Raw genomic sequence first — 22,426 nt, 5'->3', positions numbered from 1 at the left:
CATGGCGGACACAATTCGACCTTGTCTCATTACGCCGCCAGTCGTTCCAGCGCCGTCCAGTCAAAGTTGACGCCGTGGCCGGCGCGGGTCGGCGCTATTGCCATGCCTTCTTCGAGCACCAGCGGGTGCTCGATATAGCGGTCGAGGCCAAAGCCGTGTGCCTCCAGATAGGAACGGTTCGGGCAGGCCGCGAGCAGGTGCACCGTGATGTCATGCGCGCCGTGGCTGGTGACGGGAAGATTGAAGGCTTCGGCAAGCCGCGCGATCTTCATGAAGGAAGTCACGCCGCCGCAATTGGTGACATCAGGCTCGGGATAGGAGACCGCGCCGTTGGCGATGTAGTTCTTGAACTCCCAGAGCGTACGCAAGTTTTCTCCCGCCGCGATCGGCACGCCGCCCGCGGCGAGGATCCGGGCGTGGCCGGCGACGTCGTCGGGAATGATCGGCTCTTCGAGCCAGGTGAGATCAAAGGGTTGCAGCGCCCGCGCGGCGCGGATGGCTTCCTCCACCGTCCATTTCATGTTGGCGTCGGCCATCAAGGGAAAGCCGTCGCCGAGATGCTTGCGCATCGCCTGCACGCGCGCGACGTCGGAGCCGAGATCGGGACGGCCCACTTTCATCTTGATGGCGCGAAAGCCCTTGCCCAGATTGTCGTCGGTCTGCTTCAGCAGGGCCTCGACCGACAGATCGAGGTCGATGCCGCCGGCATAGCAGGGGACGCGCTGATCGAACCCGCCGAGCAGGCGCCAGAGCGGCAGTGCGGCGCGGCGCGCCTTCAAGTCCCAAAGCGCGATGTCCAGCGCCGAGAGCGCGAGCACGGTGGGGCCGCCGCGCCCGCCGTAATGCAGGCCCCACCAGGCGTGGTGCCACAGCGCTTCGGTATCGTCGGCCTCGCGGCCCTCGATCAATTCGGGAACCTCGCGCCGCAGGATGTCGGCGATGGCGCCGCCGTTGCGGCCCACCGTATAGGTGTAACCCACGCCCTCGGCGCCGTCGGAATCGCGCGCGCGAACCGTGATGAGCTCGAATGCCTTGATTTCGCCATGCGTGCTGTCGGACAGCGTGACCGACAGCGGAATCCGGTAGAGTCCGGTCTCGATATTCTTGATGCGTGCCATTGCGTTTCCACCTGCTTTTTTTGGCAGGTTAGGACGGGGGCAAGCGATCGACAATCCCCTCCGGTGCGAAGCGTGTTCCCGATGCCAGTCGTGCGATTTTGAAAGAGTCCCGGCAGGTTCGGGAAGACCGGCCGATGCTTCAGAAGGATAGTGGTGGGCACAGTACAGAACCATCCATTGTCACCGTGAGGTCCGAATGCCCGAGCCGCGCCCATCTCCCGCACGTTCAGTGCTGGGATCATTCGTGCTGATTGGCGTCGTCGTTGCCGGCAGTGCGGCCGCCTTCGCCTACACCGCCGGGTGGCTTTCACCGGAGCGCCTGACGCCCTGGAAGATGCTGGAGGCGCTGGCGCCACCAAGCGGCCCGGCGCTCGGTCACCGCCGCAACCACGCCAAGGGCATCTGCTTCACCGGCGTTTTCGAGTCCAACGGCAATGGCGCGGCGATCTCGCGCGCCTCGGTCCTTGCCGCCGGCCAGTATCCGGCGCTGGGACGTTTCAATCTAGGCACGCCCAATCCGGATGCCACGGATGCGTCGGTCCGCGTGCGCGGCATTGGACTGCGGATCACGCCGCCGGATGGCCAGGAATGGCGCATGGCGATGATCAACGCGCCAGTCTTTGCCGCTTCCACGCCGGATGGTTTTCACGAACTCCTGGTTGCAGCGGGCAGCAAGGACCCCAACGCGATGAAGGTGTTTGCCGAAGCGCATCCGGAGTTTGCGCCGTTCGGTGCGTGGGCGAAGAATGCGCCCTGGACCGGCAGCTATGCCGAGGATCGCTTCAACGGCCTCAACAGCTTCATCTTCACCGACAGCTCCGGCGCCGATCACGCGGTGCGATGGTCGTTGCTGCCGGAGGCGCAGGTGGAGCCGGTGACGCAGGACGATCTCAAGAAGCTCGGTCCTGACTTCCTTGAACAGGAGATCACGCAGCGGATTCGCAGTGGCCCGCAGCGTTGGACCATGACGGTGACGGTTGCCAACCCCGGCGATCCCACCGCGGATCCGACCAAGGCATGGCCGGACGATCGTCGCACCATCGAGGTCGGCACGCTCGTCGTGCAGCGGATCGAAGCCGAGGCGGATGGTCCCTGCCGCGACATCAATTTCGATCCGACCGTGCTGCCTCCGGGCATCCGCACCTCGGATGATCCGTTCCCGGCGGCCCGGTCATCGGTCTACGCCAAGTCGTATGATCTCCGCACCGCGGAGGCCAAGGATTATCCACGAACCGTAACGGGCCCGAAGCCATGAACGCTATCCGCCATCACTTCTCTCCCCTTCAGCGCCTGCTGCACTGGGTCATGGCAATCTGCATCCTGGCGATGCTGTTCATCGGCGTCGGCATGGTATCCACGATCATGCCGAAATACGTGCCGCTGGTCTCGATCCACAAGACGCTCGGCGCCGTCATCCTGGTGCTGGCGCTGATCCGCCTGGTCACGCGCTTCTATTATGGCGCGCCGCCGCTGCCGGCCGATCTGCCCGAGCCGATGAAGCTCGCGGCGGAATTGTCGCATTATGCGCTCTATGCGCTCATGATCGGCATGCCGCTGCTCGGCTGGGGCATGCTGTCGGCATCAGCCTATCCTGTCGAGCTGTACGGCGGCATCTACCTTCCTGCGATCCTGCCGCAGAGCGACAGCCTGCGGACGCTATTGTGGAACGCGCATTTCTATCTGGCCTTCGCATTCTTTGCGCTGATCCTGATGCATGTCGCCGCCGCGCTCTTCCACGCGCTGGTCCGGCATGACGGCGTGTTCGATGCGATGGCGCCGGTGCCGATCCACGACGAGGCCACGCGGGTCGAGTACAAGGCGGCTGAATGACATCAGAAGACACACTTCACAGAAGCTGCTCGCAACGCTGACAAGTTGGCCTCGCGCTGACAAGACGGTTGCGAACGACGCATGGGCTCCGGCGGGACAGGGTTCTCACACATGCCCGCCGGGGCGCCTCAGTGATCAGTCCGATGCATGTGGTTCGAGGAATGTCGGACCCAGGAGCATGGCAAATGAAGAATTGGCAGCAAGGCCGGCAAGCGCGCGACGCCCGCATCGAGGCCGGTGCGAAACTGGCGAAGGGCAAGATCGTCGAAGCGCGCGACGCGACCCGTCTGATGGAAGCTGTGATACGGCCGGGCGACCGGGTGTGCCTCGAGGGCGATAACCAGAAGCAGGCGGATCTGCTGTGCCGCGCGCTGCTTGCCGTCGACCTCGCCAGGGTCAACGGCCTGCATATGGTGCAGTCCGGCATCGTGCTGCCTGAACATCTGGACCTGTTTGACCGCGGCGTCGCGAAGAGACTCGATTATGCGTATTCCGGTCCGCAGTCGGCGCGCATCGCGCGCATGCTGTTCGGCGGCAAGATCGAGCTCGGTGCGGTCCATACCTATCTCGAATTGTTCGCGCGCTACTTCATCGACCTCACCCCGCAGGTTGCGCTGATCGCGGCCGTCAGCGCTGATCGCGACGGGAACCTCTATACCGGGCCGAACACCGAGGACACGCCGACGGTGGTCGAAGCCACCGCCTTCAAGAACGGCGTGGTCATCGCCCAGGTCAACGAAATCGTCGACAAGGTGCCGCGCGTCGATATCCCGGCCGACCGGGTGCAGTTCGTGGTCGAGGCCGACAAGCCGTTCTTCGTCGAGCCGCTGTTCACCCGCGATCCCGGCGCCATCACCGAAGGGCAGATCCTGACCGCGATGCTGGCGATCAAGGCGATCTATGCGCGCTACGGCGTGCAGCGGCTGAACCATGGCATCGGCTTCTCCACCGCCGCGATCGAACTTCTGTTGCCGACCTATGGCGAACGGCTGGGATTGAAGGGCAAGGTCGCAAGCCATTTCGCGCTCAATCCCCATCCGGCGCTGATCCCGGCGATTGAATCGGGCTGGGTCGAGCAGATCCATTGCTTCGGCTCGGAGGTCGGCATGGACGACTATATCCGCGCGCGCTCCGACGTCTTCTTCACCGGGCCCGACGGCTCGCTGCGTTCCAATCGCGCCTTCTGCCAGACCGCCGGCCTCTATGCCTGCGACATGTTCATCGGCTCGACGCTGCAGATCGACCTGCAGGGCAATTCATCGACGGTGACCACCTCGCGCATTGCCGGCTTCGGCGGCGCGCCGAATATGGGCGCCGATGCCCGCGGGCGGCGCCATCCGAGCGCGCCCTGGCTGCAGGCCGGCGGCGAGGCCGATCCGGACAGCTCGGCGCTGCTCCGCCGCGGCCGCAAGCTGGTGGTGCAGATCGGCGAAACCTTCGGCGAAAAGAACGTGCCGCTGTTCGTCGAGAAGCTCGACGCGATCGAACTTGCCGAGAAACTCAAGCTCGATCTCGCTCCGGTGATGATCTATGGCGACGACGTCACGCACATCGTGACGGAGGAGGGCGTCGCCAATCTGCTGTTGTGCCGTGACGCGAACGAGCGCGAACAGGCGATCCGCGGCGTCGCCGGCTACACCGATGTCGGCCGCAACAGGGACAGGAAAATGGTGCAGCATCTGCGCGAGCGCGGCGTGATCCGGCGGCCGGAGGATCTCGGCATCGATCCGCTCGACGCCGACAGGAGCATGCTGGCGGCGCGCTCGATCAAGGATCTGGTCCGATGGTCGGGCGGGCTTTACGCGCCGCCGTCGCAATTCCGCAACTGGTGAGAGGATAGCCGCGATGGAAGACCTAAGCTTTCACCATCAGGCCCGCAGCCGTGCCGGCGGGACAAGACGAATGGCGATCATCGGCGTGGTGGCTTCCGGCAATCTGGAAGTGCTGGCGGAACGCGTGCTACCCGAGACGGAGTGTCGTCTGGAAATCAAGACCGCGGCCGAAGGCTTTGGCCAGGTGTGGGATGCAGTGGTCGCCGATTTCGTCGAGCGCTATTCGCCCGGCGGGCTCAAATTCTCGATCAATGACGGCGGCGCGCGGCCCGACACCGTGTCACTGCGCCTCGCCCAGGCTGTCAGGTTGATGGCGGAGGACGAGCCATGAGCGTAACGGATCTGGAAAAGCCATCGGTGGAGCAGGCGAGGGCGACGAGCTTCTACGAGGCCTCGGCGCGCGCGCGGATCCGGCTGCTGCTCGATCCCGCAAGCTTCGTCGAGTTCATTGGTCCCGAACAACGCGAGGTCAGCCCGCATCTGAAGCTGTTCGATCTTCCCGAGCAGTTCGACGACGGCATCATCGTCGGCCGCGGGAGCCTTGCAGGATCGCCAGTCTTCATCGCGGCGCAGGAAGGCCGCTTCATGGGCGGCGCCTTCGGCGAGGTCCACGGCGCCAAGCTGACGGGATTGCTGCGCGCGGCGAAGGAGCTCAAGTCTATTCCGGTATTGATCCTGTTCGACACCGGCGGCGTCCGCCTGCAGGAAGCCAATGCGGGCGAGCTTGCCATTGCCGAGATCATGCGCGCGGTGATCGAGGCGCGGACCGCAGGCGTGAAGGTGATCGGACTGATCGGCGGCCGCTCGGGATGCTACGGCGGCGGCGGATTGATCGCCGGCTGTTGCTCGGCGCTGGCGGTGTCCGAGCAGGGACGCATCGCCGTCTCCGGTCCGGAAGTCATCGAGACCAATCGCGGCGTGGAAGAGTTCGACTCGCGCGACCGTGCCCTGGTGTGGCGCACCATGGGCGGCAAGCATCGGCGGCTGATCGGCGGCGCCGAGCTCTTCGCCGACGACACGGTGCAGGCGTTCCGCGAAGCTGCCCTCGAATTGCTTGAGACCACCGCGGGCTTTGGCATCGACACGCTGAACGCCGAGCAGTCGCGCCTCGAAGACCGACTGCAGCGCTTCGGCGCCTGCCGGGATGCGGTCGAGATCTGGGCGGCGGAAGGCGTTGCGGACGCTGCGTCCGTTCCTGCGCTGCCGGCCGATCAGTTCATCGAACTTGCCGACAAGGTCCGGAGGATTGCCCGTGACGCTCGATAAGATTCTCACCTCGCTGTTTCCGGACGGCCACGACGTGAAGAACGACGGTGGCGTTCTGCTCGGGTCCGGCACATTGCGATCCGGCGCCCGCGCGCTGGTCATCGGTGTCGCCGATCGAACCGCGCTCGGCGTCGATGAGGCGATCCGGCTCTCCGGCACCGTTCTCGGCTCGATCAGGAATGGAAGCGGTCCGATCCTGGTCATTGTCGACAGCGACAGCCAGCGCATGAGCAAGCGCGATGAGCTTCTGGGATTGAACGAGTTCCTGGCTCATCTCGCCAAATCGCTCATCCATGCGGACATCCAGGGAAGGCCGACCATCGGCCTTCTGTATGGCCATTCGGCGGCCGGCGCGTTCCTCGCCAGCGCGCTTGCGACCCGCGTGCTGGTGGGATTGCCGGGCGCGGATCCGGCGGTGATGGACCTGCCGTCGATGTCCAAGGTGACGAAACTGCCGATCGAGGTGCTCGAGGAGAAAGCGAAGTCGACGCCGGTGTTCGCTCCCGGCCTGCAAAATCTGGTTCAGCTCGGCGCGGTTCATGTCACCTGGGACGACAAGGTCTCGCTGGCCGATCAATTGGAAAAACTGCTGGGCAATATGGGCGATGCGCGCGACCGACGCGACGCGCTCGGCAAGGAACGTGGTGGCCGCATGAAGGCCGCCGATATCGCGGAGCGCGTTCGTGAGCTTGCCATGCAAACCCGCTGAGGGACCGATGAGGCGCCATGACTTGATCTTTGTCCGCCCCGAGAGCTGGCGCACGGCGCTCGTTGCGCGGAGCGATCTGGCGGCCGATCCGCTGGTCGCGCTATGGGTCGAGAACGGCTGGCCGTTGATCGGGCGGCGTGCCACGCCTTGCGAGCGGCACGGCGTGGCGTTGGGTCTGCCGCTGCCGCCCTTTGCCGGCAAGCGGCGACTTTCCTTCCTGATGCAGATCGAAGACGTGCGCGCGATCGCGCCGCCACCCTCGTTGGAGGCAGCCGCGCGAATGGCGCCACCCGCATGGCGGCCAACGCTCGAACGTCTCGATGAACTCGCTTCGCTTCATGCGGTGGATGCAAGGGTGTTCGGCAGCCTCGCCTGGCGCATGCTGACCGGGCTCGATTATCTGACCGATCGCTCCGATCTCGATCTGCTGCTGCGCATTGGTCGCGGCACGGATGTTGCCGGCCTCGTCGCTGGTATTGCCGAGATCGAGGCGCTAGCGCCGATGCGGCTCGATGGCGAACTGGTCCGCGACGATGGCGCGGCTGTGAACTGGCGAGAGTTGCATGCGGGCGCGGATCAGGTCCTCGTCAAGACCATCGGCGACGTCACCTTGCTCGATACGACACTCTTCCTCGCCGGGGAGATGCGGTCATGACGCTGGCTCTGGCATGGACCGCGCAGCAGCGGGCGCCTCTTCCGCAGGTGAAGGCGCCATGCGCGCCGAATGCGGCGGCGATCGCGGCAAGCGCCGTCGATTGCCTGCTGCTGGAAGTGGAGACCTGGCCGAAGCCCGGCCTCGTGAGCCATGTCGATCGCGGCAGTCACGAGGATATGGATGCCGAGACGCTGCGCGTCAGTGCTGAAGCCATCGGCCCGTATTTCGCTGCGTTGGCGGAAGCCGGCGCCGCGGGCTCCGCGATGGAGCGGCTGAGGATCATCGGTCTTGAGGCCGAGGCGGCGATGTTTGCGGCGACGTCAGGCATCAACACCCATCGCGGCGCCATCTTCGGTCTCGGCCTGTTGTGTGCGGCGGCCGGAGCGCGGAGCAGCGGGCAGGTCGATCCGGCCTTGTCCTTGGGAGCAACCGTGACGCGCCTGTGGGGCAGCAGCATCCTCGGGGGACCTGTGCTGCTCCATAGCCATGGCATGAGAGCGCGTCGTCGCTTCGGCGCCGGCGGCGCGCGCGTGGAAGCAGCCAAGGGATTTCCCAGCGTCTACCACATCGGCCTTCCGGCGCTGCACAGGGGAGCTCTCGTTGCTCCGGATGACGCTGAAGCTGCGCGGGTCGAAGCATGCTTCGCGCTGATCGCCGTGGTCGAGGACACCAACCTGCTGCATCGCGGCGGGCTGGACGGCCTGCTGTTTGCGCGCCGCGTGGCGCGGCAGTTTCTCGGCCAGGGCGTGAGCGCGCCCGATTGGCGCGACCGCGCCCGCGCCATCCACGATAGCTTCGTCGTGCGCCGGCTCAGCCCGGGCGGATCGGCTGATCTTCTGGCCATGACGCTTTTCGTCGATGCCCACGAAAGGTCCTGTCCCTGATGTCCAACGCGATCCTGCTTGCGCTGGCGCCGGTGTTCTTGGTGATGCTGGGCTTGCCATGACTCTCGCAATCCTCTGCTCCGGGCAGGGACGGCAGCATCGCGATATGTTCGCCTTGACCGGCGATGCGCCGGAGGCCGCCAGCCTGTTTGCCCATGCGGCGACGCTGCTCGGTGGCCGGGATCCGCGCGAGATCGTCCGCAGCGAGAGTGTGGAGGCGATTCACCATAACCGCATCGGCCAGATCCTCTGCACGCTGCAGGCACTGGCCGCAGCTTCCGTGCTGCGCGACCGAATGCCGGACCGGCTTATCGTCGCCGGCTACAGCGTTGGCGAGGTGGCGGCGTGGGGCGTTGCAGGCCTTATGAGCACGACGGATACGCTCGACCTGGTGGCCCGCCGCGCGGAAGCGATGGACGCGGCCACGCTCCACGGTGACGGAATGGTGTTCGTTCGCGGCCTTCCCCGCGATGCCATCGACAGATTGTGCGAACGGCACGATGCCGCGGTCGCCATCGTCAATCCGGGCGATGCCTTCATCCTCGGCGGAAGCCGCGCAACATTGAGAGCGCTCGCCGACGAGGCGAAGGCGATGAATGCGGCCAGGGTCGTCGACGTTCCGGTGGAAGTTGCATCCCACACCAGTAGGCTTGCCAAGGCGTCGACGGAATTCCGCGACCAGTTAAGCCATTTTGCCGTGGCGGTTTTGCCAGCCACCGGCATACGGCTCCTGAGCGGGATAGACGCTGCGCCTGTCATCGACGTCAAAACCGGTCTCGACAAGCTGGCAGCCCAGATCTCGCAGACGGTGCAATGGGCAGATTGCCTGCAGGCCTGCATGGAGAGCGAAGCGACGGTGTTTCTGGAACTCGGGCCGGGCCGGGCGCTGAGCGAGATGGTGGCGGGCGCCTACCGCGGCGTCCCCGCCCGATCCCTGGACGACTTCAGGACGCTGGACGGCGTTCGCGCCTGGCTGGCCGCCCACCTGGAGCTTCAGTTCTGATTCAATCAGAACCAAAAAGAACGTGATATTCCCGGTCGGCGCGCGGCTTCTCACGCAAAGATTATCGTTGCAGGCATTGCGACGGTCCGTCGTTGGTGGCGAACATCGATGAGCCTTTATATGATACATATAATGGCAACTGACAACCGCGCATGAGGAGATTCGGCGAATGACGATCCCTGCAGCCGAGACGTTTGGTGCAACCTGGCCCTTTGCGCCGCACTATTTTGACGGGAACGGCTTTCGTATGCACTATGTCGACGAGGGCAGCGGTGATCCCATCGTTTGTCTGCATGGTGAACCGACCTGGGGCTATCTATACCGGCACTTTATTCCGCCGCTTTCCGCGACGCACAGGGTTATCGTTCCCGATCACATGGGCTTCGGTAAAAGCGAGACTCCTCGCGATCGCGAGTATTCGCTGAAGGCCCATGTCGACAACCTGACGAACCTCATCGAAGCACTCGATCTGAGGAACATTACCCTGGTCATGCAGGATTGGGGCGGGCCGATCGGTTCGGCCTTCACGCTGCGACACCCCGACCGCGTCAAGCGCTTGTTCCTCCTCAACACATTGGCAGGCTATGGCAACGCGGAGTTCGACGCGAAGACGCCCTGGTTTCAGTTTATCCGCAAGCACCACGAAGCCGGCACGCTCAGCGAGGTGTTGGGACATTTGGACGTCAACATTCTCAGCATCATGAAGATCATTGGTCTTGAGAATCTGTCGGTAGTGAATTCCGATTGGCTCGCGGCCTACGGTTCGGCCTTTCCTGCAAGGGAGGACTGCATCGGAGCAATCGAGTTCCCGCTCGACGTGTTACTCGGTCGGATTGTCCCGTACGTCGTTGAAGGCTTTCCACTCGTCGACAATCTGAAGTCAAAGCCAGCGATGCTCGCCGTCGGCATGAAGGACAGAGCTATCTCGCCGGCGGTCCAAATCGCCGACTTCAGGGGAATATGGCCGGACCGGCCGATCATCAAACTGGCCAATGCCGGCCACTTTAGCCAGGAGGATGCACCGGATGTCCTCGTTGCACTGATTCAGCTCTTTGTTCAGGGCAAGGAGTAATCGCGCACGCGACGCGACCGTCGACACCGCGCGCTACTCGAATGAGGCGTCGAAGATTTCGATGTCGATCAGGGCGGGCTTCGTGATCAGCGTGCCATCGGGCTGACGCGACAGGCAACGGCGGAGCGTGGGAATGACGATTTCGCTGAACTTCTGATGCGCCCACGTCAGGTGCGCGACTGCCACGCCCGCGGCCTGGTAGTCCAATCGCCGCTGAAGCCCGTCGTCATCGAAATAGAAGATCTGCTCCCGGGAATGCGTAGCGATCGTCGGCGGAAATATCGCGCGGAGACGCCGCCAGATCTGGCTGCCGGTGTTCCAGGGAGGCAGTTCCTCGGTCTCTATTTCAGGTTGCGCCAGCAGGAAGGGGGTCGTCAAGCAGTTCCAGAGCGAGAGGCCGCAAAAATACGCCAGGCGCAGATCGTTCCACGGCATGTCGTCGTGGTGATCCGAAAAGGCCGTCTGCGGGTCGCGACATGATCGCAGGATCTCGCCCTGGAGGCTCTGGATGGCGACCCAGTCGGGCTGATACAGGCCGCATTTGTCGGGGGAGGTGAAGCCGGTGAATTGGAGCGTCTGGACCTCGGTCGAACCTTCCATGACCATGTCCTTGAGACCCCCTGCATTGCCAATGCGGGAGAAAAGCGCGCCGTCGATGGAAAGATGGACGGTGAATCTCTTCAACCGACGCCATCGTTCCAGCCCACCGGAGGCCTCGAGGGCGTCATCAAGCAATGCCATTCGCAAATCCCGTCTTCGACCAGCCCCAAAATCGCGGAGAGAGCATGGCCCAGCACGGGCGAATTTGCGCGTTAGATGTTGTTAGATGCTCGGAGTCAGCTCATCGAGCAGTAGTTTTACGGACCTGAGATCGGCGCTGTCGAGGCCTTCACTGTATCGTGCATAGAGCGGAGCGATCAGCGCGTGCGCCTTTGCTGCATCGCCCTGTTCATGCCAGAGCCGTCCCAAGGTGGCGGCGGCCCGCAATTCCCATCCGAGCGCACCTTGCTCGCGGGACAGCGTGAGCGACTGCATCAGATAGGTTTCGGCCTCGGATGAACGGGCCGAGGAAGCCAGGACATATCCCTTGACGCGGAGCATCTCGGGCAGGTCGAACGATTGCCCGGCGCTGTCGCGCTGTGCGATCGCCTCGTCGATGATTCCGAGCGCTTCCTCGTATTGCCGCACCTGCACCAGGCCTTCGGCAAGTGCTGCCGCGAACACCGTGCTCAGGATCTTGTGCCGCGTCTGCCGTAATGTTCCGGCGCCCTGGCGCAGCAGCTCGATGCCGATCTTGGGCTCTCCGCGGCGGACCAACAGCTCGCCCTTCAGTCCGAGTCCCACGGCCTGGTAGGGCCCCAGAAAATGTCTGGCCGCGTGATTGATGAGACGCTCGATCAGCTTGTCGGCATCGTCCCAATCGCCGACCCAGAGAAACACGTAGATGGACCATATCAGCCCAATGCCGATGGTGAGCGGCTGCTCTGTGCGCTCGGCCTCGCTGACCGCATATCTGGCCGCCTCGATGGCGCGATCAGGACGCCCCGTCAGCCAGAGGCTTCGTGCAAGCGCTACCAGCGCCACGATCCGGTCATCATATCCCAGCCGCTGCATGTTGATCTTCATGCGAGAAGGATCATGGGTCGTGGCGCTCTCACATTGCAGGACAGCGTCGTTCTGATTCCCGATCAGGTGGTTGGCAACCCCGAGCATCCACTCCGCGGTATGGATCGCGGCGACATCGTTCAATGTCCTGGCAACCACGACGCCGCGCTCGCCCATCACCAGCGCGCCACGATAATCGCCGATCCGGGTGAGATAGATATGAAGCTCCCGCATCAGCCATAGCTGCCAGTGCAGGTCGTTGTGGGACTCTGCCAGTTGCAGGCTGCGGGTGAAGGCCGCATGGACTTCCTCGGTGTTGCCTTGCGTGAACATCAAGGACACGCCAAGCGCGGCCTGAAGCTCCATCTCCTGGCGCGGGTCGGCAATTTGCGGATCGAACCCCGACAGCGCCTGTCGTGCCCAGCGATGGCATTCCGTCAGCAGCGAAAGCTGGAGGAAGAATTGGGCGGCTGCGGCGGCAAGCCCGATTCCGATCGCGCGGTCGCCCTGGTCGGAGAAACTCCAATCCAGGGCGGTGCGGACATTGGCAAGATGATCGGCATAAGAGGCGAAGCCGTCGCCGGTCGAAATGCCTGCGGTTCTCGCCGCGAGGCCTGCAAGGAGATCGCGGAAATAGATCGCGTGTTTGCGCGATATTCTTGCAGCTTCGCCGCTTTCCGCAAGCTTCTCCGCGGCGAAGGCGCGCGTGGTGTCGAGCAGCCGATAGCGCACCGGCTGAGCCGTTGACGGCAGCGAGATAAGCGACTTTGCCACGAGGTTTGCGATCGCCTCAACCGCCTCGGCTTCATCGGTCCCATCGTCGGGGGCCACCGCAAGCGCGGCTTCCAGCGTGAAGGTGCCGGCGAACACCGACAGCCTGCGCAGCGTGACGCTTTCGGTGGGAGTCAATAGATCGTAGCTCCAGCCGAGCGCCGCGCTCAGCGTCTGATGCCTGGGCACCGCGGTGCGCCGGCCCTGCCACAACAGCGAGAAGCGGCTGTTGAGCAGCGTGGCGATGCCCTGAATTCCGTAGGCGTTGACGCGACCGGCGGCGAGCTCGATCGCCAGCGCAATGCCATCGAGCTTGCGGCAGATTTCCGCCACCAGCGGCGCCTCGGCATCGCCGAGTTCGAACCCGCCGAGGCTCGCGGCGATGCGCTCGACGAACAATTGCGCCGCGGGATAGGCCAGCACGTCGGGAGCCGTGATGGTGGCGCGCTCCGGCGGGCAATCCAGCGGAAACAGCCGATGCACCTGCTCGCCTTCGGCGCGCAGCGATTCGCGGCTGGTTGCCAGGATCGAAACCTCAGGCGCCTCGCGGATGATGCTTTCCGCGAGCATCGCCAGGCTTTCCAACAGATGCTCGCAACTGTCGAAGATCAACAGCATGCGTTTCTCGCGCAGAAACGCCAGTATGCTCGGCACCGGATTGTCGGAGGAGACCGAAAGCCCCAGCGCCGATGCCAGCGCGCTCGGCGCCAGGCTCTTGTCCCGTAGCGAGCCGAAATCGACGAACCTCACCGTTCCGGCAAAGGCGGCAAGCTGACGGTGCCCCACCGCCAGGGCGACGGTTGTCTTGCCGATGCCGCCTGGTCCGACCACCGTGACCAGCCGGTGGCGCGCGAGCTCGGCGGCAATCTTCTCGATCGTCTCAGCGCGCCCGATCATCCTGGCAATTTGCCCCGGAAGGGGAGGGCTACCGGCCGGCGCTGCGGCAGGCCTCGGCTCCGTACGCACGATCGGCGCGGTGAAGCAATAGCCGCGGCCAGGAACGTTCACGACATATCTCGCGCCGGACGCGGTGTCGCCGAGCACCTTGCGCAGCGCGCTGACGTGGAAGCGAAGGCTGCCTTCGTCGACGTTCACATCGGCCCACACCCGCGACACCAGTTCCCGCTTGCCGACGACCTCGCCGGCGCGTTCGGCGAGGAAGATCAGGATGTCGAGCGCGCGGCCTCCGATATGTACGGGATTGCCATCCTTCTCGAGCAGTCGCGCTTTCGGCAGCAGTCGGAATGGTCCGAATGCCAGTGCAGATTCATCGCTATTGTCGCCCTGCACGCGTTACCTGCCTGCTGCGAGAGCCGCCTTTGGCCCAACTACGATGTGTGCCCGGATTAGGGCACCAGTTTGGACGGGATTTTCTCTCGCTGGAGCGGCTTGCAGCCAACGAGCCATGATCCACGCCCGGTTCCCGGGGGCTATCGGTATCGTCTCTCGCCAGAGGCAGCAACCCGTTCGAAAGGCAAGCCGCGGCGGCCGCGGCAAGCGGATAATGTATGGAGAAGGAAAGGGGGGCCGTCCCGGGGATGGGGCGGGGGGATAGGACGGCCCCCGGGGCTCGTTGCCTTGGGGGGCTATGCGAGCCGATGGTGCAAGCTGGTGGTGTTGAATGCTTACGAGCGAGAGGGTGCCAGATCGGATGGGCTCGGGTCTTTCGGATCTGCACCTTCGTTTCGAGTTCGCATGATCGCGGTTGCCGGACGGACGCAGATTGATCAGCGTCGGGCGGATGCGTTCCGGCCTTATCCCCGGGCGGCCAGTCTTGCGTCCAACGAGTCCGGATGTTGCGCGCTCAGTTCATCCAGCAGCGCTCTCGCCGCCTTGAGCGCGTGGCTGTTGAACCCCTCGGTAAACCGGCCATAGGTCGGTGCGAGCAGCCGCCGCGCCTCGGCAGCGCGATCCTGCCGGAGCCAGAGTCTGGCGAGGCAGGTCGCGGCAACCAGCTCCATGGCGAGTGCTGATTGACGCCGGGCCAGATCAATCGATCCCTTGAGGTAATGTTCTGCCTGCACCAAATCGGGGATTCTCGCCGCGAGCAGCACTTCCGCCTTTGCACGCAGCAACTCGGGCATGCAGAACAGATCCTTGTTGTGCTCGACACGGACGATTGCCTGATCGATCGTATCCAGCGCTTCCCTTTCCTGCCCGGTGGTGGCGAGCGCCTGCGCCAGCGCGATGCGGAAATCCGCGAGCGAGCCATAGCGATGGCTGCGCATGACTTCCAGCGCACCCCGAAGCAACGCAATCCCGGTCTCGACCTGGCCCTGCGCCACCAGGACAACGCCTTTTGTTCCGTAGCCAATGGTCTGGTAGGGCCCCAGCGCGTGCTTGCTGGCTTCCAGGATAAGTCTGTCGGCGTATTCTTCGTAGTTCTCCGTTTCCGAGTTCCAGACAAAGATCGAGAATGCCCAGAGCAGCGCCATGCAGAGCTTGGCGGGATGACCGATACGCATCGTGTCGGCGATGGCTCGCTGCGCCGTGTCGACCGCCTGATCGGGATAGCCCTGAAGCCAGAGGATGCGAGCCTGGGTGATCCGTGCGCGACTGAAATAATCGTAGTTCAGGGGGTCATCGACATCAGGTTCCGATCCCGGCAATTGCAACAACGCCGATTCCACATAGGACCGGGCCAGCGGCGCGTCTCCGGAAAGATGGCAGGAGACGCCGAGCGCAATCCGCATATGCGCAAGTTTGACGCGGTCGCCGTGATCGGACGCGACGGCTTCGCCTCGTTTGGCGAGCGCCAGCGCCTCCGTGAAATTTCCCGCCCTCATCTGGAACACGTGAAGCCGCTCTATCAGGCGAAGCTGGCTGGGAACGTCGCCGATGTCTTCGGCTATTCGAAGCGCTCGCGTGAGGAACGCATGGACGTCATCGGTGGTCCCTTTTGTAAGCAACAGCGCCAGACCAAGGGCGGCGTGAAGGTCGAGGTCGTATTTCAGGCTGTGATTTGTCGCCGCAAGTTGCTCGATCGCGCGCTTCGCCCAGAGCTGGCACTCGGCGAACAGCGACAATTTGAGGAAAAACGGCATCGCCGCTGCAGCCAGCGCGACGCCCATTGCGCGGTCGCCGTGTTCGGCGAAGCACCAGGCTAGCGCGGCGCGTATGTTTCCGAACTGGTCGGCGATTGCTGCAAAGCGGCTCGATTCCGCCGCCGCGGTCGCGCCGTTGCCGATCTCTTGCAGCAGGTGCAGGAAATAGCCGGCATGCCGCCGCGCCGTCGCATCGCCATCCGTGCTGGCGGCAAGCCGTTCCAGGGCATAGGCCCGCGTCGTGTCGAGCAACCTGTATCGCGTCGTCGTGCCGCTTGCGCCTGCCGCAAGCATGGACTTTGCAACCAGGCTGGCAACAGCCGCGATCACCTGCCCATCGTCGGTGTCCTCCGCGCCCGCAACCGAGCGGGCGGCTTCCAAGGTGAAGGTGCCCGCAAACACGGCCACCCGCCGCAGCACCATACGCTCCGGCTCCGACAGCAGCTTGTAGCTCCAGTCGAGTGTCGCGCGCAGGGTCTGGTGCCGCGGCAGCACCGAACGTTGTCCTTCGCCCAGGAGCTTGAACGCGTCGTTCAACAGCGCGACCGTGTCCTTGATACTGCAGGCGCTGGCGCGGCTGGCGGCGAGCTCGATCGCAAGTGCAATGCCATCCAGCCTGCGGCAGATCTCGCCAACCAGGCGCGCGTCCGTGTCGCTCAGTTCGACGAACCGGCCACCACTCGCAGCCGCGCGCTCCACGAATAGCTGGACTGCAGGAAAGGCGAGTGCCTGCGCGGCCGTCAGCCCGGCGTCGTCCGGTGGGCTCAAGAGCGGCTGCAGACGGTAAACGTGCTCGCCCTCGACCCGCAGCGACTCCCGGCTGGTGGCCAGGATATGAAGCTGCGGCGCCTCGGCATAAAGCCGCTCGGCCAGCACGGCGGATGTCTCGATCACATGCTCGCAACAATCCAGAATCAGCAGCATCCGCTTGTCTCGGAGCAGGTTCAGCAGGCTGCCCGAAGGATCCCCGGTTTGGCTGAGGCCAAGCGCCGAGGCGACGACGTTTGGGACGAGCGCAGGGTCCTGAAGCGCGCCAAAGTCGAGGAAGCGGACCGCACCGGCGAATTCCTCGAGCAATTCATGGCCGGCGGAGACCGCCACTGTGGTCTTGCCGACTCCACCGGGGCCGACGATCGTGACGAAACGCTCGCTCTTCAGCTTGGACGATATGTCGCGAACGGTTTGGTCGCGTCCCACCAATCGCGTCGGCCGCGCCGGCAAATTGTGGAGCGGCTCAGGAGTTGGTCCGATCGAGGACTGCTGCTGACCGTTCGGATGCGAAAGCCGCCCGACGAAGCAGTAGCCCTGTCCCGAAACCGTGCTCAGATATCTCGCGCCTGCCTCGCCGTCGCCGAGCGCCTTTCGAAGGCCGGCGATCTGCACCCTGAGGCTGCCTTCATCGACAATGATGTCGGGCCATACCTTGGCCAACAAATCGTTCTTGCTGACCACGGTGCCGGCGCGCTCGACCAGGGTGATCAGAAGATCAAGCGCCCGGCCGCCGAGCCGAATCGGATGGCCATCCTTCTCGAGCGTTCTTTGCCCTGCATGCAGCCGAAACGGGCCGAAGCAAACGGCCTCCGGCGCGGCCGAATCCCGACCGGCCTCGCGGACGGCACGTTGCGTGCGGTCGCCCATGTTCGGGACCTCAATCAAGCAAGTGGCCGGTGCTCTCCGTCCTTCAGCGCACAAGCTTGATGCGCAACGGAGCAGCACGTCGCGGTCCCCGACCAAACTCCAACCTGAGTTCGTCGAGGGACCAATCGAGGCCATCATATTGCTTTCCGGACGCCTAGCAACCTTAGCCAAAGGTGTTACACGATGGCTCCGCGTCCGACAGGTCGAGCTAGGAATAATATCGCGCCATGCGGCAAAAGGGGCGATGTGCGCCGGCTGCCTCGGCGGTGATGCCGATTTTCAATCAAATGATCGCAAATGACTATGGCGCGGCCGGTGTCGCAAGTTGCGACACCGCCTCAGGTGCTTTCACAGCGATGCGTGATTACTGGCAGCAATGAGATGATCCGCGTGGCGTACTTCGGCCCGTGGGGTGCCGAACGGGACCTTGGTCCGGACGCTTTGGTCAATCGGCGAAGGCGATGCGCTTCGGCTGGCGGTCCGCCAGCGCGCCGGCGTTTCTCCGGTAATGCGCTTGAAGACGGTCGAGAAATGCGCCTGGGTGCAGAAGCCCACCGCCAACGCGACCTCGGCCAGGGACGTCTCGCCGTCCGATAGGATCGACTTCGCGCGCTCGACGCGCCGGTGCAGCAGATATTCGCGCGGACGGAAACCGGTCGCCGCCCGGAACTGGGCCGCAAAATGCATGCGCGACAGGCCGGCGGCCTTGGCCAGATCGGCGAGGCTGACGCTGCGATGGTAGTTGGCGTTGACGTACTCCTCGACCCGCCTGAGCCGCCATTTCGGCAGGGCGTTGACCTTGCTCCGCGGCGTCTCGAGCCGGGCGATATGCATTGCCAGCGTTTGACCAATGCAGCGGGTGAAGGCCGGATCCTTGGCGTTGCCGCGCTCGATCAGTGCCCTGCCGAGCTGCTCGGCAAAGGAGTCGCGCAGTAGGATGAAGTCGCCCAGCTCCTCGCCGGTCGGGCAGGACTCGGCCGCGGCGCGATGTCCGTGCAGATAGTCGGCCGAAACATGGAAGTGCAGGAAGTCGTATGGGGCGTGAAACTGCGCACCAAGCTGCGTCGAAGGCGCCGTGACATGCAGCGTGCCCGCCGGCATGACCCCATCGAAGATGATCTGCCGTCCCCGTGTCAGGGTGAGGCGCGTGCTCTTCAGGGCAATCGCCACGACATATCGGCCGGGCGGCGTTGCCGCTTCCTCATATCGGGAACCCGTTTGCGAGCCGGCCCAGCGCGAAATCGCGATCTCCCCGACCGCAGCCGCATCATCCGGTTTCAGGTCGCGCCACCTGTGCTCCTGGCGGAGCCCTTCGGTATCAGGATGGACGTGGTGCGTTTCCGAGCCGATCTGGAGGCCGACGTGAGGGTGGCCCAGCCTCTCGTTGAAAGCCTGCGTAAGCATCGCTCATCCTTTCTAGTTTCGGTCGCCTGCTTCATCGCGCGACCGAGGAACTTTGCGAATGCAGTAGTTGCGATGTTGAAGAGCATATGCCCTTCGCGCTATGATGCTCGTTATAGATGCTTAGCGGGTGTTAGATATTGCAAATGGCCGTAGCGTGGTCGGCCGCACGTCGGGACGAATTTGCTTTAGTTCTGAAAGAGTTGGCCGCGAATAAAGTTGTGAGGAAAATCGTTAGTATGCCTGCGCGTATACCTTTGTATAGCTTTCGATCGTATCGATTTCGACTGTGCGCCTCGGCATTCCAGAACACATAGGCCGTCGGAAAGTTTGCTTCTCTTCCGAAGAAAAAACATCCGACAATATTGTAGGGATTGTCCGGCCTTTCCTGCGATGCCGCAGCATCGCGCCACATCACATCATATCACATCGACAGCAGCGTGGTCATCGTCATCTGCGTCTTGCGCATCCAGGCGATCGGCAAGGTGAACTGCAGCGAGCTGGAAATCCGGGATGTGACCTGATCCTGCAACTTTAGTAGATCGGCCGCGCTTCCGTCGAAGTGTCTTCCGGCGATTCCACGTAGTAGCCAGAATAAGTATCCACGAAGCAGAGATGGTCGTGGACCCCCTTTACGCCAGCGGTGTTCTCGGCGAGCACCATCGCCGCCTTGCGCGTGCTGTCGTCGAAGATGACGCCATGCAGGTGAACGACGCCCTTGCGCACGGTGACCTGGAAGCCGGCGGGCCGCCAGTCGGTGTCCTGGATCTGACGCAGGATATGATCGCGGATATGCTGGTCGTCGGCGGTCGGGTCGGGGATTTCCCTGGCGAGGCTCGCGACCGCCTGAAGGATGTTGGCGCGCGTGATGATGCCGACAAGCATCTTGCCGCTCATCACCGGCAGGCGCTTCACGCCCTTCTTTTCCATGATGCCCACGAGCTCGTCCAGGGGCGTCTGCTCGTCCACCGTGATCGGATCCGGCGTCATGACGTCTTCGACGTGACGCCCGCGTTCATGCACGAAATCGATCGCCGCGCGGCCGGGCCCGGCGAAGAACTGCAGCCAACCCGGACGCCGGCGCCCGGTGCCGATCTCGCCGCGGCGAAGGAAGTCGCTCTCGGAGACGATGCCCTTGAGCGTGCCATCTTCGCCCATCACCGGCAGGCCGCTCAAGTGACAGCGCAGCATGATGTTGGCGGCATCCATGATGGATGCATGAGGGCCGACGGTGATGACGTCCCTGGTCATGATCTGGTGAGCGCGCATGGCATGTCTCTCCCGCAGCTAGTGCGACATCAGCGTCGGCACGGTCATGCAGCGCAGCATGTCGCGCGTGACGCCGCCGAGCACGGTTTCCTTGAGGCGCGAATGCCCATAGCCACCCATCACCAGGAGATCGAGCGACTCGTCAGCCGCGAGCGACAGGATGCCCGCCTGGATCTCGGAATCATCCATCCTGAGCGAGGTCACATGGACCGGAACGCCGATATGCGCCAGGTATCGCGCGAGATGGGTCGGCGACGCCTCGCTGGGGACGTTGTCCTCTTCGTTGACGGTGACGACCGTCAGCGTATCGGCCGCCTTCAGGAACGGCATTGCGTCGTGCACGGCGCGCGCCGCAACGCGGCTGCCGTCCCAGCAGATGCCGATCCGCCTTGCCCTGAACGCGCCCTTGAACGTGTAAGGCATGAACAGCACCGGACCGCCCGCCTCGAACAGAGTTTCCTGAGCGAGGTTGTTGTCGAAGGTGTCGCGGTCGTGTTCGGGCTGCGACACGATCGTCAGGTCGTGCAGCCGCGCGACCGCACCGACGATGTCGACAGCCTCGCCCGGAAGCGCGCTGAGCGCGCGACAGCGGTAGGTGATGCCTGCATTCTTCGCCTGCGCCTCGAACACGCGCAACGCGCCGTCGGCGCGCTCGAACGCGCGCTGACGCTCGATCTCATAGATCGAGGCGACCGCGGCGCCGCCCTCCGCAGCCATTGGTATGCTGCTTGCCTCGTAGCCTATCGCCAGCGCCTCGAGTTCGGCCTGGCGTGCGGCCGCGAGCGATATCGAGCCATCGGCGACCGGACGCGCCGACAATTCCGTGGGCACCAGCACCAGAATGTTCCTGTACATGGATCTCTCCGTGATGACGGACGAAAGCCGCCTGCGGGGCGCTTCACGTCGTTGGCGAACTCACTATGTCAGCGCAGTTTCCTCCCCTTGTTGACCCACATCAAATGGTATTCGGCCTCCCTTCTTTATTGGTTCGCGACTGGGTCGCAGACGCAAGGAAGGATCGACATGGCACGCGTTGCATTGGTTACGGGCGGTGTTCGGGGCATCGGCGCCGCGATCGCGCGGGCGCTTCAATCGGCAGGTTACCGCGTCGCGGCGACCTATGCCGGCAATACCAAGGCCGCCGAGGCGTTTCACGCTGAAACAGGGATCCCGGTGTTTCAATGGGACGTCGGCGATTTCGCCGCCTGCGGCGCTGGCGTGAAGCAGGTGGAAGCTGCGCTCGGGCCGATCGAAATCCTCGTGAACAATGCCGGCATTGTCCGCGACAGCAGCCTGCACAAGATGACGAAGGCGCAATGGGACGCCGTGATCAACACCGACCTCAATGCCCTGTTCAACATGTGCCGGTCCGTCATCGAAGGCATGCGATCGCGCAAGTTCGGCCGCATCGTCAACATCGCGTCGATCAACGGCCAGAAGGGTCAGTTCGGACAAACGAATTATTCCGCCGCCAAGGCCGGTGAGCTCGGCTTCACGCGGGCGCTCGCGCTCGAGAGCGCAAAGGTCGGCATCACCGTCAACGCGATCTGCCCCGGCTACACCCACACCGAAATGCTGGATGCGGTCTCGCCGGAGGTCATGAACAACGTCATCCTGCCGCAGATCCCGATCGGCAGGCTCGGCCGGCCCGAGGAAATCGCGCGCGCCGTAGTATTTCTCGCCGCCGACGAGGCCGGCTACATCACCGGATCGACGCTGTCGATCAATGGCGGCCAATATATGGGCTGAGCAATCGAGAACCATCATTGAAGCAAGGAGAAGCAATGTCCAGCACCGCTACGCCAAAGACGGCAACCACGCATGCGCATGCCATCGTCTGGATCGATCATCTCACCGCCAAGATCTTCGGGATGGGATTGACCGGTGTGGACACCATCGTGGTGCCGGCGCATCTTTCCTCGACCCATCTTCATCACAAGGCCAACAGCATTGGCGCGGGCAAGGTCGAGAGTGACCCCGCTTTCCTGGTCACGGTTGGGCAGGCGTTGCAGAATTGCACCGACGTCCTGATCATGGGACCGGGGAACGAGAAGACCGAGCTGCTGCACCATCTGCAGGACACGCACCCGAACATCATCGTTCGCATCGAGGCGAGCGATCATCCGACCGACAAGGAAATCATCGCCTGCGGCAAGGAATTTTTCGGCTTCGCCTGAAGCGACCTCTCCCGCTTGCGGGAGAGGCCGGCGCAAAGCGCCGGGTGAGGGCTCTCTCCACTCAAAGATCCATTCGTGGAGACACCCTCACCCCAACCCTCTCCCGCGAGCGGGAGAGGGAGCGCAGCATCCGTCGCGGATACAATTTCCGT

At 63.8% G+C, this 22,426-nt stretch carries 18 protein-coding genes and 1 pseudogene; 12 read left to right on the top strand and 7 right to left on the bottom strand.

Annotation, left to right across the window (positions count from 1 at the left end; translation table 11 throughout):
• Positions 1-29 precede the first annotated feature (29 nt).
• A complete protein-coding gene (locus tag K288_RS0105740; protein ID WP_027578667.1) occupies positions 30-1,118 on the bottom strand; it encodes a mandelate racemase/muconate lactonizing enzyme family protein in 1,089 nt (362 codons plus the stop codon).
• Positions 1,119-1,314: 196 nt separating this feature from the next.
• Between K288_RS0105740 and K288_RS0105735 the strand changes: the two genes are divergently transcribed.
• The 10 genes from K288_RS0105735 to K288_RS0105690 all read left to right on the top strand — a co-directional run bounded on the left by K288_RS0105735 (position 1,315) and on the right by K288_RS0105690 (position 10,369).
• Positions 1,315-2,373 carry a catalase family peroxidase gene (locus K288_RS0105735; protein ID WP_027578666.1) on the top strand — a complete coding sequence of 353 codons (1,059 nt, stop codon included), beginning with the start codon at positions 1,315-1,317 and terminating at the stop codon, positions 2,371-2,373.
• A complete protein-coding gene (locus K288_RS0105730; protein WP_027578665.1) occupies positions 2,370-2,948 on the top strand; it encodes a cytochrome b in 579 nt (192 codons plus the stop codon). The genes K288_RS0105735 and K288_RS0105730 overlap by 4 nt, the downstream gene beginning before the upstream one ends.
• Positions 2,949-3,133: 185 nt before the next feature.
• Positions 3,134-4,780: a malonate decarboxylase subunit alpha gene (mdcA, locus tag K288_RS0105725; protein WP_027578664.1), complete on the top strand. Its 1,647-nt coding sequence runs from the start codon at positions 3,134-3,136 to the stop codon at positions 4,778-4,780.
• A gap of 13 nt (positions 4,781-4,793) precedes the next feature.
• The gene (gene mdcC, locus K288_RS0105720; RefSeq protein ID WP_027578663.1) at positions 4,794-5,111 is read left to right on the top strand and encodes a malonate decarboxylase acyl carrier protein; all 318 of its coding nucleotides are present in this window, start codon (positions 4,794-4,796) and stop codon (positions 5,109-5,111) included.
• A complete protein-coding gene (locus tag K288_RS0105715) occupies positions 5,108-6,046 on the top strand; it encodes a biotin-independent malonate decarboxylase subunit beta (RefSeq protein ID WP_027578662.1) in 939 nt (312 codons plus the stop codon). Before mdcC ends, K288_RS0105715 begins: the two co-directional genes overlap by 4 nt.
• Positions 6,033-6,755 (top strand): biotin-independent malonate decarboxylase subunit gamma, encoded by a 723-nt coding sequence (mdcE, locus tag K288_RS0105710; protein ID WP_027578661.1) that lies wholly within the window; start codon positions 6,033-6,035, stop codon positions 6,753-6,755. Before K288_RS0105715 ends, mdcE begins: the two co-directional genes overlap by 14 nt.
• On the top strand, positions 6,730-7,410 hold the full coding sequence (mdcG, locus tag K288_RS0105705) for a malonate decarboxylase holo-[acyl-carrier-protein] synthase (protein ID WP_027578660.1): 681 nt from the start codon (positions 6,730-6,732) through the stop codon (positions 7,408-7,410). Before mdcE ends, mdcG begins: the two co-directional genes overlap by 26 nt.
• Positions 7,407-8,294, top strand: a complete 888-nt coding sequence (gene mdcB, locus K288_RS0105700; protein ID WP_084799482.1) for a triphosphoribosyl-dephospho-CoA synthase MdcB — start codon at positions 7,407-7,409, stop codon at positions 8,292-8,294. The genes mdcG and mdcB overlap by 4 nt, the downstream gene beginning before the upstream one ends.
• Positions 8,295-8,352: 58 nt before the next feature.
• Positions 8,353-9,297: a malonate decarboxylase subunit epsilon gene (locus K288_RS0105695; protein ID WP_027578658.1), complete on the top strand. Its 945-nt coding sequence runs from the start codon at positions 8,353-8,355 to the stop codon at positions 9,295-9,297.
• A gap of 169 nt (positions 9,298-9,466) precedes the next feature.
• Positions 9,467-10,369 carry an alpha/beta fold hydrolase gene (locus tag K288_RS0105690; RefSeq protein ID WP_027578657.1) on the top strand — a complete coding sequence of 301 codons (903 nt, stop codon included), beginning with the start codon at positions 9,467-9,469 and terminating at the stop codon, positions 10,367-10,369.
• Positions 10,370-10,402: 33 nt separating this feature from the next.
• Here K288_RS0105690 and K288_RS0105685 read toward each other — a convergent pair whose 3' ends face one another.
• The 6 genes and pseudogenes from K288_RS0105685 to K288_RS0105655 form a co-directional block, all read right to left on the bottom strand.
• Positions 10,403-11,110 carry a hypothetical protein gene (locus K288_RS0105685; protein WP_027578656.1) on the bottom strand — a complete coding sequence of 236 codons (708 nt, stop codon included), beginning with the start codon at positions 11,108-11,110 and terminating at the stop codon, positions 10,403-10,405.
• 81 nt (positions 11,111-11,191) lie between these two features.
• On the bottom strand, positions 11,192-14,035 hold the full coding sequence (locus tag K288_RS0105680) for a winged helix-turn-helix domain-containing protein (protein ID WP_027578655.1): 2,844 nt from the start codon (positions 14,033-14,035) through the stop codon (positions 11,192-11,194).
• A 464-nt stretch (positions 14,036-14,499) separates the two neighbouring features.
• On the bottom strand, positions 14,500-17,427 hold the full coding sequence (locus tag K288_RS0105675; RefSeq protein ID WP_027578654.1) for a winged helix-turn-helix domain-containing protein: 2,928 nt from the start codon (positions 17,425-17,427) through the stop codon (positions 14,500-14,502).
• Between the two features lie 348 nt (positions 17,428-17,775).
• A pseudogene (locus tag K288_RS44770) lies at positions 17,776-18,690 on the bottom strand (AraC family transcriptional regulator); the annotation flags it as partial.
• Between the two features lie 672 nt (positions 18,691-19,362).
• Positions 19,363-20,097, bottom strand: coding sequence for a CBS domain-containing protein (locus tag K288_RS0105660; RefSeq protein WP_027578653.1), 735 nt, complete (start codon positions 20,095-20,097; stop codon positions 19,363-19,365).
• A gap of 18 nt (positions 20,098-20,115) precedes the next feature.
• The gene (locus tag K288_RS0105655) at positions 20,116-20,952 is read right to left on the bottom strand and encodes a universal stress protein (RefSeq protein ID WP_027578652.1); all 837 of its coding nucleotides are present in this window, start codon (positions 20,950-20,952) and stop codon (positions 20,116-20,118) included.
• 168 nt (positions 20,953-21,120) lie between these two features.
• On the opposite strand from K288_RS0105655, the gene phbB reads away from it, so the two are divergent.
• Both phbB and K288_RS0105645 read left to right on the top strand, forming a co-directional pair.
• Positions 21,121-21,846, top strand: coding sequence for an acetoacetyl-CoA reductase (gene phbB, locus K288_RS0105650; RefSeq protein ID WP_027578651.1), 726 nt, complete (start codon positions 21,121-21,123; stop codon positions 21,844-21,846).
• Between the two features lie 35 nt (positions 21,847-21,881).
• A complete protein-coding gene (locus K288_RS0105645; protein WP_027578650.1) occupies positions 21,882-22,274 on the top strand; it encodes a hypothetical protein in 393 nt (130 codons plus the stop codon).
• Positions 22,275-22,426: the final 152 nt, after the last annotated feature.

It is taken from the genome of Bradyrhizobium sp. Ai1a-2 (genome assembly GCF_000426245.1).
In the GTDB taxonomy this organism is placed as follows: Bacteria; Pseudomonadota; Alphaproteobacteria; order Rhizobiales; family Xanthobacteraceae; genus Bradyrhizobium.
Note: the sequence above shows the minus strand (reverse complement) of the source record. Positions and strands in the feature narration are given on the sequence as shown.

Excerpts from the sequence above, each read along its gene's own strand:
- K288_RS0105655 (WP_027578652.1), bottom strand. The coding sequence starts at position 20,952 with ATGTACAGGAACATTCTGGTGCTGGTGCCCACGGAATTGTCGGCGCGT.
- K288_RS0105645 (WP_027578650.1), top strand. The coding sequence starts at position 21,882 with ATGTCCAGCACCGCTACGCCAAAGACGGCAACCACGCATGCGCATGCC.
- K288_RS0105730 (WP_027578665.1), top strand. The coding sequence starts at position 2,370 with ATGAACGCTATCCGCCATCACTTCTCTCCCCTTCAGCGCCTGCTGCAC.
- K288_RS0105690 (WP_027578657.1), top strand. The coding sequence starts at position 9,467 with ATGACGATCCCTGCAGCCGAGACGTTTGGTGCAACCTGGCCCTTTGCG.
- K288_RS0105740 (WP_027578667.1), bottom strand. The coding sequence starts at position 1,118 with ATGGCACGCATCAAGAATATCGAGACCGGACTCTACCGGATTCCGCTG.
- K288_RS0105685 (WP_027578656.1), bottom strand. The coding sequence starts at position 11,110 with ATGGCATTGCTTGATGACGCCCTCGAGGCCTCCGGTGGGCTGGAACGA.
- mdcC (WP_027578663.1), top strand. The coding sequence starts at position 4,794 with ATGGAAGACCTAAGCTTTCACCATCAGGCCCGCAGCCGTGCCGGCGGG.
- K288_RS0105675 (WP_027578654.1), bottom strand. The coding sequence starts at position 17,427 with ATGGGCGACCGCACGCAACGTGCCGTCCGCGAGGCCGGTCGGGATTCG.
- K288_RS0105660 (WP_027578653.1), bottom strand. The coding sequence starts at position 20,097 with ATGCGCGCTCACCAGATCATGACCAGGGACGTCATCACCGTCGGCCCT.
- K288_RS0105695 (WP_027578658.1), top strand. The coding sequence starts at position 8,353 with ATGACTCTCGCAATCCTCTGCTCCGGGCAGGGACGGCAGCATCGCGAT.
- K288_RS0105735 (WP_027578666.1), top strand. The coding sequence starts at position 1,315 with ATGCCCGAGCCGCGCCCATCTCCCGCACGTTCAGTGCTGGGATCATTC.
- phbB (WP_027578651.1), top strand. The coding sequence starts at position 21,121 with ATGGCACGCGTTGCATTGGTTACGGGCGGTGTTCGGGGCATCGGCGCC.
- mdcB (WP_084799482.1), top strand. The coding sequence starts at position 7,407 with ATGACGCTGGCTCTGGCATGGACCGCGCAGCAGCGGGCGCCTCTTCCG.
- K288_RS0105715 (WP_027578662.1), top strand. The coding sequence starts at position 5,108 with ATGAGCGTAACGGATCTGGAAAAGCCATCGGTGGAGCAGGCGAGGGCG.
- mdcA (WP_027578664.1), top strand. The coding sequence starts at position 3,134 with ATGAAGAATTGGCAGCAAGGCCGGCAAGCGCGCGACGCCCGCATCGAG.